The organism is Shewanella spartinae (genome assembly GCF_019457555.1).
GTDB classification, from domain to species: Bacteria; Pseudomonadota; Gammaproteobacteria; order Enterobacterales; family Shewanellaceae; genus Shewanella; species Shewanella loihica.
Genome location: NZ_CP080418.1, coordinates 3,281,433 through 3,294,593, shown reverse-complemented (window position 1 = coordinate 3,294,593; position 13,161 = coordinate 3,281,433). Strand labels below are relative to the sequence as shown.

General features: G+C 49.9%; 10 protein-coding genes. 8 read left to right on the top strand and 2 right to left on the bottom strand.

Going from position 1 to position 13,161, the window contains the following annotated elements; all coding sequences use genetic code 11:
• Window positions 1-156: 156 nt before the first annotated feature.
• Window positions 157-2,313, bottom strand: coding sequence for a tetratricopeptide repeat protein (locus K0I31_RS14335; RefSeq protein ID WP_220078825.1), 2,157 nt, complete (start codon window positions 2,311-2,313; stop codon window positions 157-159).
• 127 nt (window positions 2,314-2,440) lie between these two features.
• Between K0I31_RS14335 and K0I31_RS14330 the strand changes: the two genes are divergently transcribed.
• On the top strand, window positions 2,441-4,237 hold the full coding sequence (locus tag K0I31_RS14330; protein WP_220078824.1) for a M61 family metallopeptidase: 1,797 nt from the start codon (window positions 2,441-2,443) through the stop codon (window positions 4,235-4,237).
• 163 nt (window positions 4,238-4,400) lie between these two features.
• On the opposite strand, the gene rdgC is transcribed toward K0I31_RS14330, so the two are convergent.
• Window positions 4,401-5,312 (bottom strand): recombination-associated protein RdgC, encoded by a 912-nt coding sequence (gene rdgC, locus K0I31_RS14325; protein ID WP_220060221.1) that lies wholly within the window; start codon window positions 5,310-5,312, stop codon window positions 4,401-4,403.
• 301 nt (window positions 5,313-5,613) lie between these two features.
• On the opposite strand from rdgC, the gene K0I31_RS14320 reads away from it, so the two are divergent.
• From K0I31_RS14320 to K0I31_RS14285, 7 genes are all read left to right on the top strand, one after another.
• Window positions 5,614-6,564 (top strand): porin, encoded by a 951-nt coding sequence (locus K0I31_RS14320; protein WP_220078823.1) that lies wholly within the window; start codon window positions 5,614-5,616, stop codon window positions 6,562-6,564.
• A 187-nt stretch (window positions 6,565-6,751) separates the two neighbouring features.
• The gene (gene phoB / locus K0I31_RS14315; protein ID WP_041406681.1) at window positions 6,752-7,441 is read left to right on the top strand and encodes a phosphate regulon transcriptional regulator PhoB; all 690 of its coding nucleotides are present in this window, start codon (window positions 6,752-6,754) and stop codon (window positions 7,439-7,441) included.
• A 316-nt stretch (window positions 7,442-7,757) separates the two neighbouring features.
• A complete protein-coding gene (gene phoR / locus K0I31_RS14310; protein WP_011866545.1) occupies window positions 7,758-9,050 on the top strand; it encodes a phosphate regulon sensor histidine kinase PhoR in 1,293 nt (430 codons plus the stop codon).
• Window positions 9,051-9,373: 323 nt separating this feature from the next.
• Window positions 9,374-10,345: a PstS family phosphate ABC transporter substrate-binding protein gene (locus K0I31_RS14305; RefSeq protein ID WP_011866544.1), complete on the top strand. Its 972-nt coding sequence runs from the start codon at window positions 9,374-9,376 to the stop codon at window positions 10,343-10,345.
• 886 nt (window positions 10,346-11,231) lie between these two features.
• A complete protein-coding gene (locus K0I31_RS14300; RefSeq protein WP_220078822.1) occupies window positions 11,232-12,128 on the top strand; it encodes an abortive infection family protein in 897 nt (298 codons plus the stop codon).
• Between the two features lie 94 nt (window positions 12,129-12,222).
• Window positions 12,223-12,618 carry a hypothetical protein gene (locus K0I31_RS14295; protein ID WP_220080913.1) on the top strand — a complete coding sequence of 132 codons (396 nt, stop codon included), beginning with the start codon at window positions 12,223-12,225 and terminating at the stop codon, window positions 12,616-12,618.
• Window positions 12,619-12,772: 154 nt separating this feature from the next.
• The gene (locus tag K0I31_RS14285; RefSeq protein WP_220078820.1) at window positions 12,773-13,156 is read left to right on the top strand and encodes a carboxymuconolactone decarboxylase family protein; all 384 of its coding nucleotides are present in this window, start codon (window positions 12,773-12,775) and stop codon (window positions 13,154-13,156) included.
• Window positions 13,157-13,161 lie beyond the last annotated feature (5 nt).

Sequence of the window (13,161 nt, the reverse complement as noted above, 5' to 3'; positions counted from 1 at the left end):
TGGAAGAAACTTCTATATTGTAAAGCGGTTAGAAGTTGCCGAACAATTTTACCATTGTCTAATGGAGACCTATTTGAGGCCAATGGTATCCGATCTCGTAGGTTATGCAAATGCACCGTCGAGGGTATGTGACCCAAGCAGGATACTTTTGTGAAATTATGTGGGGTCTGCATCGTTTGCTCCCTGCCATTTGGGCCATTGGATGAGTGCCTTATTCTCATTGCATTCGACCTTTACCAATCCTCGGCTGATCCCTTTTTCCAAGTGTAAGTATAGCGGGTTAGACAAAATTGCTGCCGGCGCAAAATTCAGTGGTGTGATACTGACATAACAATCTTTTTGCGTGCCCAGACTCATGGCGCCTGCTACTAACATCTGCAGCACATTGAAGTAGGTATCCGGTGTCACCTTGATGTCCGGATTACCAAGTAGCGGCACCTTGATGCAGCCCAGCTTGAAATGAGTGCCCTGACTCTGTGGCTGGTCATCGAGCAGGCTGCGGATCCGCTCCAGCAGTGCTTGATGGGCGTTTACCTCGTTAAGCGTCAGCAGGATGAGGCCCGGACGAATAAGATAGGCCTCTCCGGCCAGGCCCCGACTCAGGGTGTCCATCAGACGCGCGGTGGCCTCGAGATAGGTATCGTTGCCCAGGTTGAGATCCAGCGTGTGGCCGTCATCGAGAGAGAGCAGCGCCAGCTGGGCAATCTCATTTTTCTGTCGCATGCGGGCGATGAAGCCGTGATAGCCAGGCAGCTGGGTGATGGGTTCCTGATTTACCTTCTGTTTTAGACTAGCCAGTTGCCTTTTCAACTTACTCTTACCGCGCCACTGGTTGATGCCGGCCAGCGCCAGCAGCAGACTCACGATAAAGATGATGCTGGCGGCCAACCTGAACTGATGGGCCTGCTTCTCTTGTGTCTTGTTTGATGCCTGCAGCTGACTGAGCTGCAGCTTGAGCTGCTGTTCGGCCAACACACTCGGGCTATAGTCTGAGGGCTTCTGGCTCTCGTGTTCGAGATCCTGACTCAGGGTGATTAGCTGCTCCAGCGCTGCCAGGGCCTTGTCGATGTCGCCCAGTTCCTTCAAGGCGCGGGTCTTATATTGCAGCGCCTCAAACATCTGCTCCGGCAGTTTCTTCTCCCGGGCTAATACGAAGGCCTTGGCGGCATAGGCGTTGACCATGCTCCAGTCGCCGAGTTGGCTGGCCACCTGGGCGATCAGCAGATCGTTATAGATCAGGTAGTGCTTGCTCTTCTTTTGCAGGAATAAGCCGTTAGCCTTGATAAGGTTTGTCAGGGCGCGCTTGGGTTCCTTGTTGTTGAAATAGGCTTCGCCCAGGTTGTGCAGGTTGAGGGCCTGGGCGGTCAGGTTGCCGCGTCTGACATCTATCTGCTGGGCATTGAGGTAGTAATCGATCGCCTGATTCCAGCGCTCCTGTTCACCATACACCATGGCGATCACCGTCATGGCGCTAGACAGATAATTGTCTTTACCCACCTTGGTAAAACCATCGGCGGCCTTGTGGGCATAGGTCAGGGCCTCATCCCAAGACTTGAGATCCCGATAGACGCGGGCCAAGCGCAGCGACAAGATGGCGTTGAGGAAAGGCTTGTCCAGCCCCTCGGCCAGGCGGATCGCCTCGGTATAATGTTGCAGCGCCTTGGCAAATTGCTCATCGCCGCTGTAGTAGCGCCCCAGTGTCGACTCGGCCTTGGCAATTAGATAGTCGTCTCTGAGCTGATAGGCCAGCTCGCGATATTGGTTGAGGTGGGTGAGGGCGGCGTTCTTCTGTAGCGTGATGCGATAGAGGTCGCCAAGCTGGTAATGAATGTTGTGTAGCAGCAGCTGAGTCGGCAGATCTTCGCTGGCCTTGAGCTGAGCCAGCGCCTGCTGATAGTAAGTGATCGCCAGCTGGTAATCTTGCTTATCCCGGCCTGTCTTGCGCCCCTGTAGCATCAGCAAGTAAGCCCTGTCGTAGGGAGTGTCGGCGATGATCTCAAGCTGGGTCATCACCTGCTGCGCCTTCTCCATGGCGTCATCGACCCCTATACCCGGCTCTAGGTAGACACGGGCCAGCCACTGTAGCTGCTGCTCTAGCTCCTGGCTACTGAAGCCCTGGGTATCGGCGAGGTGATTGAATTCCACTTCGCTGGCAAATTCGATGGGAAAGGAGAGGCTGGCGATGGCGTCTTGGTAAAACTCGGGGGCCGACTCTTTAAACTTAACCTCTTTGCTGATCAATTGGCTGAAGGCTGCATTGACCGAGGTCGCACAGCAAAAGAACAGTAGCAGACTGTAGAGAAATACGCGCATTTTTGTAGCATCACCGAGCCGCAGGCGGGCATATTATGTTTTTAGAATTCTGTCCGCAGTGAGAGGGATAAATCGGGTTATACTGACGAACTTCACATTACAACTATGATAACAGAAGGAAGCCAGAGTGAAACTAGCTGTACCCTTGATTTTGATTTTTAGTCCTTTTTTCCTGTCTCAAGCCCACGCAGATGTTAATTACCGGATCGATCTCACCCAGCCTCAGCATCACCTGGCCAAGGTGGAGGTCGATTTTCCCCGCAGCGAGGCCAAGCAGCTTAGTGTGAATCTACCCGTATGGCGCACCGGCAAGTATCAGGTGTTGTCCCTGGGGGATGCGATTCGCCACTTTAGGGCCGAAGATGAGTCGGGCAGGGCGCTGGAGTGGCAACGCAGCGCCAGCGGCGAATGGCAGGTGAAATTGAGCCAGCCGACTCAGGTCAAGGTCACCTATCAGCTGTATGCCAACAGCCTGGGGCAGAGAGTGAGTCATATCGACGACTCCCATGCCTATTTGGACGCCAGCGGCGTATTTGTCTACAGCCCAGAATTTCGCGATCAAAAGGTAAATGTCTCGCTAAAGGTGCCTGAGGCCTGGCGCAGCTACTCGGGCATGGAATCAAAGGATGCTCATCTATTTATTGCGGACAATTATGATGTGCTGGTGGACTCGCCCATAGAGACGGGGATCAGCCAGCACAGAGCCTTCTCGGCAGACGGTCGTGACTACGAGCTGGTGGTCTGGGGCGAGGGTAACTATGATCTCGATAAGATGGTGGAAGATCTTACCAAGCTCAGCGGGCAGGCCAAGGCGATTTGGTCAGGCTACCCCTTTAAGCGCTACGTCTATATGGTGCACGCCACCAGCGGCGCCAGTGGCGCGACCGAGCATCTGAACTCAACCGTTATCCAGCGCCCACGCTTTAGCTTTCGCGAGCGCAATGATTACCTCGGCTTTATCAAGACGGCTTCCCACGAATTCATTCATACCTGGAACGTGAAGGCCTACCGCCCTCAGGGGCTGGTGCCCTACGATTATCAGCAGGAGGGGATCACCGAACTCTTGTGGATCGCCGAGGGCTCGACCAGCTATTTTCAGAGTCAGTTGCTGCTACGTGCCGGCGTGATCACCCCTAAGGAGTTTCTGGAAGATCTGGCCCGGCGTATCACGCGCAACGAGCAGACACCGGGGCGGGAGGTGCAGTCTGTCGCCGAGGCCAGTGCCGGTCAGTGGGTGGCCGGTGGCGGCGATTATGCCCAAAACCACAGCAGTAACATCTATGCCGAAGGCTATCTGACCTCGCTGGCATTGGATTTCAGCCTGCTGAGTGACACCCGACTCAAGACCTCCTATCGGGATCTGCATGCCAAACTGTATCAAGACTATAAGCTTCCGGTGGGATACCAAGTTAGCGATGTAAAGCAGATTCTGCGTGAGCTGTCGGGCAAAGATTATGGCGACTGGTGGCAGCGTCATGTCAACAGCCCGCTGGTGCTGGACTATGACGCCTTGCTGGCCAAGGCGGGACTGAAGAAAGACTATGGCAGTGAGAATAAGGCGATCGCCTATGCCGGCATGCAGACTCGTGAAGGTAGTTTAAGACTCAGCCATGTGAAACGTGAGGGACCGGCCTGGAGGGCTGGCATAGTGGCGGGCGATGAGCTGGTGGCGATAAATGGCCTTAAGGTCACCGCCGAAGGCTTTGGGGCGCGCATCAAAGACTTTTCCCCGGGCGATACCATCAAGGTGACGCTCTTTAGTAACGATACCCTAAAAGAGGTGGCGCTGATGTTGGCGGAGCAGCCCAGTGAGAAGCTTAAGCTTGTTAGCGTCGATAAGCCGAGTCGGAAACAGAAAGCCTTCTTCGAGGCCTGGCTGGGGATCGACTGGCCCTTCGATAGCGAAGGTAAGTTGAAAAAATAAGGTTCAAGCGTCGCGTTCCTTGTATCGAGGCAGGCGTATTGAATGCCTATACGTATGAACGCATGAATGCCTGAACCCATGAACAAAAAAACCACCCGCTTGGGTGGTTTTTTATTCCTTGGCAACTCGAAAGTTAGTCTCTCAAGCCGTCAAGAATCTTGGCTTACAGACTATCTTCCAGGCCGCCCAATACTTCGACTAGCGAGTTCATCAGGGCGATCAGCTCGCTGCCCATCAGGGCAAAGTCGGCGTCCAGACGCGCCAGTGGATCTTCTGTGCCCACCTCGTCGTTGTGCGCCCTAAACTCTTCCGAGAACTTCAGACGTTTGATGCCGGCATCTGACTGCAACACGAAGGCGATAGACTGGCCGAAATGCAGCGCCAGCTTATGCACCTGCTTACCCACCTCAAGATGCGCCAGCACCTCGTTTTCGGTCAGGTCTTGCTGTTTAAAGCGTACTATGCCGCCTTCATCTGAATCTGACTTAAGCTCGGCTTCATCCTGCATCTCAAATGGTGCAGGCGCGCTGTTGCTCTTGAGCCACTCAGTTAGCTGGGCTTCGATTGGCGTCTTGAAGCTCATAGGGATCACCGGCAGTGAGCCCAGCGCCTTACGCAGTAGGGCCAGTAGCTCTTCTGCCTTTGTGGCGCTTGATGAGTCCACTAGGATCATCTCAATCTCAGGCAGGATCAGCGCGTGGATCTGGCTGCGGCGAGAGAAGGCGCGTGGCAATAGCGTGGTGGTGATCTCCTCTTTGAGCGCATCTTTCTCTTTCTTGGCTAGCTTGCGGTTTTCTTCGGCTTCGATCTGCGCCACTTTTTCTTCGAGGGCTTCTTTTACCACCTGAGAAGGCAGGATCTTCTCCTCTTTGGTGGCACAGATAAGGTGTCTGTTTTCGGCGCTGTGTACTAAGGTGTGGCCGAGTTTACCCAGTGCTTTGGAGAAGCCGAATTTGCTGATGTCCTGGCTTGAGCAGGGAGAAAAGGTAAAGTCTTCCAGTGACTTCTCTAGCGCTTCGGTATCGACAGAGAAAGGTTTATTAAAACGATATACGGTAAGATTCTTAAACCACATGATAGGCGCTCAATCAAAAATAAAGCCGCAGTGTAAGCCATTGCGCCGCGCGGGTAAACCGCTAACAATCTTCCTCAAAATGTCACAAATATTGCTCAAGTGACATAATTCATCAAACTGTAATATTTCTTTTTGTCGCCTCGAACCGCCCATATCGCCTGGGTTTGTGGCCAGGGGGCGTAGTTCATATTATCAAATTTATCCAGTTGCTAAATCGATGAAATAAAACTGCAACATAAAAGTTGCACACTTTCGGCCGTCCAAACCAATAACCAAGACGAACAAACGTCGAAAGGATTAAATGATGAACGTTTTTTGTAAAACACTACTCGCTTCTGCGCTAGCAACTGCCACTCTCGCTTCTGCACACGCTGCAGAGCCATTGACTGTTTACGGCAAACTAAACGTAACGGCTCAATCTAACGATGTAGATGGTGATGCAACGACGACTATTCAGAGCAACGCTTCTCGTTTTGGCGTGAAGGGTGCTTTCGAGCTGAGCAGCTCACTTGAAGCTTTCTACACTGTTGAGTATGAAGTGGACACAGGTGATGCGGCTAAGGAAAACTTCTTGGCTCGTAACCAGTTCGTTGGTTTAAAAGGTAACTTCGGTGCTTTCTCTGTGGGTCGTAACGACACCATACTGAAGCAATCTCAAGGTAAAGTTGACCAGTTCAACGACCTGTCTGGTGACCTGAAGCACCTGTTCAAAGGTGAAAACCGTATCGAGCAGACTGCGACTTACATGACGCCTTCTTTCAGCGGTTTCAAAGTTGGTGTGACTTATGCTGCTGAAGGCGCTAGCTCACAGTATGGCCAAGACGGTTTCAGCGTTGCCGCTATGTACGGTGATGCTAAGCTGAAGAAGTCTCCTATCTTCGCTTCTATCGCTTACGACTCAGACGTTAAAGGCTATGAAGTTGTTCGCGCTACTGTTCAAGGTAAGATCGCTGGCCTGAAGATTGGTGGTATGTACCAGCAGCAGGAAGAGACTTACAAGAAAGACGGTACTGCCGTTGTTGGTGCTGACAGCAAGACTGGTTACCTGGTAAGCGCTGCTTACACTATCGATGCCGTAGTACTGAAGGCTCAGTACCAAGACATGGAAGACAAAGGTGATTCTTGGTCAGTGGGTGGTGACTACAAGCTAGGCAAGCCAACTAAACTGTTTGCCTTCTACACCAACCGTGATTTCGAAGGTGTTGACACTACCGATAAATTCTTCGGTCTGGGTCTAGAGCACAAGTTCTAAGTTATTGATAAATAACTTTCACTCGCCAGTCGAGTGCTGACTAAAGGGAGGCTTATGCCTCCCTTTTTGATGTAAGATTTATGACAAAATAAGCTGTTTTATGACAAACTAGCCCTGCGGTTTCATAATTTTGTAATAAAAAAGACCAATAATGGACACGTGGGAATTCACAGATAGAAGATCGCATATGACTGCTAGGATTTTGATAGTTGAAGATGAGCTGGCCATCCGAGAGATGTTAGCTTTTGTTTTAGAACAACATGGATTTACGACAACTACAGCAGAGGATTTCGACTCAGCATTGGATATGTTGTCAGAACCTTATCCAGATTTGGTGTTGCTCGATTGGATGTTCCCGGGCGGCAGTGGTATCCAGCTGGCCAAGAAACTGCGCCAGGATGAGTTTACCCGTCACATTCCCGTCATCATGCTGACGGCCCGTGGCGAAGAGGAAGACAAGGTGAAGGGGCTCGAAGTGGGCGCCGATGACTATATTACCAAGCCTTTCTCGCCCAAAGAGCTGGTGGCACGCATCAAGGCGGTAATGCGCCGTGCAGCACCGACGGCACTGGAAGAGCCAATAGACGTACAAGGATTGGTACTCGACCCTGTGAGCCACCGCGTGACCGTGGGCGACCAGGTGCTGGAGATGGGCCCGACCGAGTTTAGGTTGCTCCATTTCTTCATGACCCATCCAGAGCGCGTCTACAGCCGTGAGCAGCTGTTGGACAACGTCTGGGGCACCAATGTGTATGTCGAAGACAGAACCGTCGATGTGCATATTCGTCGCCTGCGTAAGGCCGTCGAGCCATCGAATCACGACCGTTTGATTCAAACCGTTCGTGGTGCGGGCTACCGTTTCTCGACCCGTCTCTAGGGCCAAATTTCTTTGTGGTTTAAGATTCATCTAAACAGGTTTTGATTGCATGGCTTGGGGTTTGTAGTGACAGACTGCTAGCCGGCAAGAAAACACAGACGCTGTTTAGATGAACCCTAGGGGCCGCGCCTCTTGTGCCTTATTTGTCAGCCATCCCATGCCTGTGTACATCATTGCTTCAGACATGGACTGCTGGGGAAAAACGCAAAAGATCGCCGCAGAAACAAACAGCAAGGGTCGATAGATCCAAGCAAATTGATAGGCACAAGCGGCAATTTAAGCTATCTTGTGCCCATTCGCTCACTATGGCTTATCTATGTTTGATTCATATTCAGGGTATCAACTACTCACTCGATTAGTGATATATCTACTGCTCTGTCTTGCCGTTGGATTACTCATAAATCAGGTGCTGTGGATCATGTTGCTGGGCAGTATCGCCCTGCTCATTTGGCACTATAAACAGATCTCAAGACTCAACTATTGGCTGTGGCGCGATAAGCGGCTGACGCCCCCCAACGGCAGTGGCAGTTGGGAAGGGGTGTTCAACGGTATCTACCGTCTGCAAGGTAAAAACCGTAAACGTGTCAGCCAGCTTGCCTATCTTCTCGCCCGCTTCAGACAAGGGGCCGAGGCGCTACCCGATGCGGCCGTGGTGCTCGATTCAGAGAACAACATCGCCTGGTGTAACAAGCTTGCCCAGCTCATGTTAGGCCTAGTGTGGCCCCAGGATAACGGTCAGCGGATCGACAACCTTATCCGTCACCCCGACTTCTCCAAATACCTCAAGCAGGCCGATTTCGACGAGCCGTTCGAACTTATCGACACCCAGAGTGATAGCCGGATCCTGGAGATACGTATTATGGGCTATGGTTCGGGGCAGAGGCTATTGATTGCCCGCGACATCACACGTATTCGCCAGCTCGAGGGGATGCGTAAGGAGTTTGTGGCCAACGTCTCTCACGAGCTCAAGACGCCGCTGACGGTATTGCAGGGCTACCTGGAGATGATGCAGGGGATGGCCGAGCCAGACTCGCCCAACGCCAAAGCGATGTCGCAGATGCAGCAGCAGACCAACCGTATGCGTTCCATGGTGGAGCAGCTGCTGGTGCTGTCGCGCATCGAAGATGGCAGCGCGGTTAATCTCGAGACCAAGGTGAACATGACAGTGCTCATGGAGACCCTCAAAGAGGAGGCGCAGGCGCTGGCCTTGGGGCAGTATGAACTGTCTATCGAGGCGGATCCCGGCCTGAATCTCTATGGCAGCGAGGTGCAGCTTCGCAGTGCCTGCTCTAACCTGGTGTCGAACGCCATTCGTTATACCGAGCCCGGCGGTAAGATCAGCATTCGCTGGAAACGTGTGCCTATGGGGGCCGAGTTTAGCGTGACTGATACCGGCGAGGGTATAGCGCCGCAGCATCTTACCCGTCTGACCGAACGCTTCTACCGGGTCGATAGCGCCCGCTCGCGCCAGAGTGGCGGCTCGGGATTGGGTCTGGCGATTACCAAACACGCTTTGCATCATCACCAGAGCGATCTCACCATAGAGAGTAAACTCGGAGTGGGCAGCCGCTTTAGCTTCATCATCCCTAATCATCTGCTCGACCTTTAGCGGTTAGATGTGAGGTATTAGACGGCTGAAGTTTGGTACTAGTTGGATTGCATAGATTAAACGCCGTCGCTAATGACGGCGTTTTTTATGGGACTTATTTAATGGCGGCTAGGCTATGGAAATCGCCGCCACCCATGACGCAAACTTGACGATTTGATGTCAAACTTAATATGGCGACGCTAAAAAGCGTATTTGCGGCAATTTAATTTGTCATTGTCATCTAAGTGTCACATCACAGTCATAGACTTGTCACTGTTGCGATTGATACTGGCTGCAACTTAAATGAAACGAGTAAGCAAGTCCGCTTAACACTGGAGCATAGAATGAAACTTAAACAGCTTGTCGGTGCGGTGAGTTTAACAGCCGCTAGTGTATTCTCAGCAGCCTCTATGGCCGCTCTTGATCCATCACTGCCAACTTATGAAAAAACAAGTGGTGTATCAGGTAACCTATCTTCTGTAGGTTCAGACACTTTAGCCAACATGATGACCCTATGGGCGGAAGAGTACAAAGAAATGTACCCTAACGTTAACATTCAGATTCAAGCAGCGGGTTCATCTACTGCGCCACCAGCACTGACTGAAGGTACTTCACAGTTCGGTCCAATGAGCCGTAAGATGAAGCCTAACGAAATCGAAGCATTCGAAAAGCACTACGGTTACCAGCCAACTGCTATCCGTGTAGCAATCGATGCTCTTGCAGTATTCGTACACAAAGATAACCCAATCAAGGGTCTAAGCATCGAGCAGATCGACGGCATCTTCTCTGCAACACACAAGTGTGGCGGTAGCGATGTTCAACGTTGGGGCGATGTAGGTCTAGACGGTTCTTGGGCTGCTAAAGACGTACAGCTATATGGTCGTAACTCAGTATCTGGTACTTACGGTTACTTCAAAAAGAAAGCACTTTGTAAGGGCGACTTCAAGGCTAACGTAAACGAGCAACCTGGTTCTGCATCAGTGGTTCAGTCTGTATCTCAATCACTTAACGCTATCGGTTACTCAGGTATCGGTTACAAGACAGCAGGCGTGAAAGCGGTTGCTATCGCTAAGAAAGGTACCAACTACATCGAAGCATCGGCTGCTAACGCTGCTGACGGTAGCTACCCACTTTCACGTTACCTATACGTTTACGTGAACAAGCACCCTAACAAAGAGTTGGCACCACTCGAGCGTGAATTCCTACGCTTCGTACTGTCAAAGCAGGGTCAGCAAATCGTAATGAAAGACGGTTATGTACCACTACCACGTAGTGTGACTGCTAAAGACCTAGAAAAAGCTGGTATCCGTCTGTAAGACGACAGCTTGAACTGAAAAGGCCTCCTAGTGAGGCCTTTTTTGTCTTCCAAATAAGACGATATTTTGTTTGCTTGAGTTGTATTTGACGGCAATCTCATTTGTTGAGTGTGTCTGATTTGTCCACATTCATGGCAACCTATCACCTGCGGTGAGCTTATGTGCAAACACTCTTTTGGCTCGCCACGGGCACATCCTTGTGGGCTCTGCGAAATCATCCATGATTTCGAAGGCCAAAAGCGTGTTTACACTGGAATCTAAACGTTTCTTCGATTTGACCGTGAATGGTGTAGAAAGGGAGCAAAAGCTAACTTGGTTTTGTTTCAAAGTGTGTTGATCTTGGAATGAAGGTTTGGCATCTCTATAGTTTGCTTGATTAGCATTTGGCGACATAGTCATTTATTAATTGAGTTGAAGGTCACACCTTCATGGCTATCTAACGCCTACCCGGCGGGGAATGTGCAGATACGCCTGTGACACGCTGTGCGCCATCCCTGGCCGCTCTGCGGTTTCATCCCTGAAACCGAAGGTCACAGCCGTATCTACACTCGGTATCTAATATCTCTTCGATTTACCGTCATTGAGAAGACATAGATTCAACTCACTATTTTTTAGAGAGAAATCTTTGATTAAATGTGACCTAGCATGTTGTATAGCCCTGACGAGATAGATTAAAGTATCATCAATTAAGGACAGAGCTAGGCTAACTCGAATCAAACATCGACTACGCCATTCAGGGAATGAAAAAGCCAACCACATGAGCCAATCAGCTCCTTTATAAGATTACTCTGCCCCACTTATTTACATGCTTGGTCTCCTACCTTACAAGGTAGCGTACCTTGCAAGGTCTCACTAATAAGTTGTTATGTGCTAAGAGAGTTGAACCATGTTTGAGGAACTTTTTAACGTCTTTTCTCGAAGACAATTATCTGACTCAGAGCCAAAACTTACGCCGCTCACTAGAACCTTTAGAAACAGGTTGATCATGTTGCTTCGCGATCATCTGCAGAGTCGTTTTGGGGAGTTCCTAGGGCAACTACATACGAAGATTGGCTATTTGCACGGGGAGTTTCAGCTCTCAAATGCGCGAATGCTGCAGCCGGACGACACACTCCAATTCGTCCTCAATTGCAAAGATGAGGAGTTGTTTGATGTCATCGAACTCATCTTTAAGTCAAACCTGCCCGGCATTACTTGGCCGGACAATCCTTTAATAGAAGGGATCAACGATTTTTTTAGAGTTGACAAGTTACCGTACCACCTTACTGGTTATACCTTAGAGGAATTTCAATCTTCGCTTTATGGAACTCCGACGATGGCCACAAGGATCGGCAGTTATCCCCAGATCATTAGGAAAGACAGCGAAGCTCTACACAAGACCGCCATTGAACCGGCACTAACCTTGCTTAAGGGAAAAGAGTTCCACCAAGCAAATACAGAGTTCTTGAATGCCCTGGAAGATTTCAGAAAGCAGGATTTCGGGGATTGCCTAACGAAATGCTGCAGCAGCTTCGAGAGCGTTATGAAAGTGCTGTGTATGCGAAAGTCAGTTGCATACAAGCAAACGGACACCGCATCTACACTGCTCAAGGCGCTGATGGGTGGATCGAACTTGGATTCATTCTGGGAGCAGCCACTCATCTTGATTGCAACACTGAGGAACCGCCTGAGTACATCACATGGCGGAGGAACACAGTCCAAGATAGTGTCTGAAAATATAGCAATGTACTCGATCAATGCCACTGCTGCGGCCATGTTGTTGCTAAATGATGAGTTCAAATGAACGTCGTACATAACAAAGCCATGCAAGGGACTAATTTTCCGCTACGCTCCAAATTTGCCCCTGATAGCCAGCGTTAGGTTGCTAAAGGTAACTGATGTTCTGGATCTTAGTTTTAGCCTTTTTGTTTTTTTATTGGTTTGTGATGTCCCAGGGATGGAGAAGGATCGAAGGAATTGCAGACATAATAAAAACCCATAAAATCAGCAAGCCGAAAAATACCAAATGGCGCTGGGCTGGTAGCGGTCTGTTAAGGGAAGAAAAATCAAGTGTATGGGATGGCTTTGGTCATTTCGCTGAAACACAGGAAGGTTTGTATTATTGGTCGTTGGGAAAACCATGTTTATTTTTTTGTTGGTCAGATCTCACAATCATTCAAACGAAAAGGAATTGGTCGATGAGAAAATACCATCATATAAAAATCAAAGGGTTTCCAAAGATAACGTGGTTAGTTCCCTGTAAAGCAATTAGATGTATCGGCAGTGCAACCTAACAAACTGGTTAAGAGGGATTCAGCACGCGTGGCATTTTGGATATGCGTCAGGTTTAGTGGTTAAGGTTGTATGCAGAAGGAATGGTATTGCATGGTTTACACCTTAATTCGGCGTTAAGCCTAGTCAACTAATATATCGTTTGGAGAAGAAGTAATGGATTCTGCACTGGAAAGAGGAAGGAAAGCTGTTAGAGAAGTTGACCCTCAGCTCGAAGAAATCCTAAGTGAGAGATATGATGGAATACTCCCTGAGTTTTCAGAGTCACTAATTGAAATGGCCTATGGCCGCATATATTCGAGACCTGGACTCGATGTAAAAACAAGATTTATTGCCACCATTGCAGCACTCACAGCGCAAGGCGCTCAGACTTTACCTCAGTTGAGAATAAACATCAGAAATGCTCTAAAGGTTGGTGTGACTCAAAGAGAAATTAGTGAGGTAATTTTTCAGATGGCATTGTATGGTGGCTTGCCATCTATGATAAATGCTTTAAATGCGGCTAAAGAAATCTTTGAAGAAGAGGCTGGAAAGGCTTAACAAGG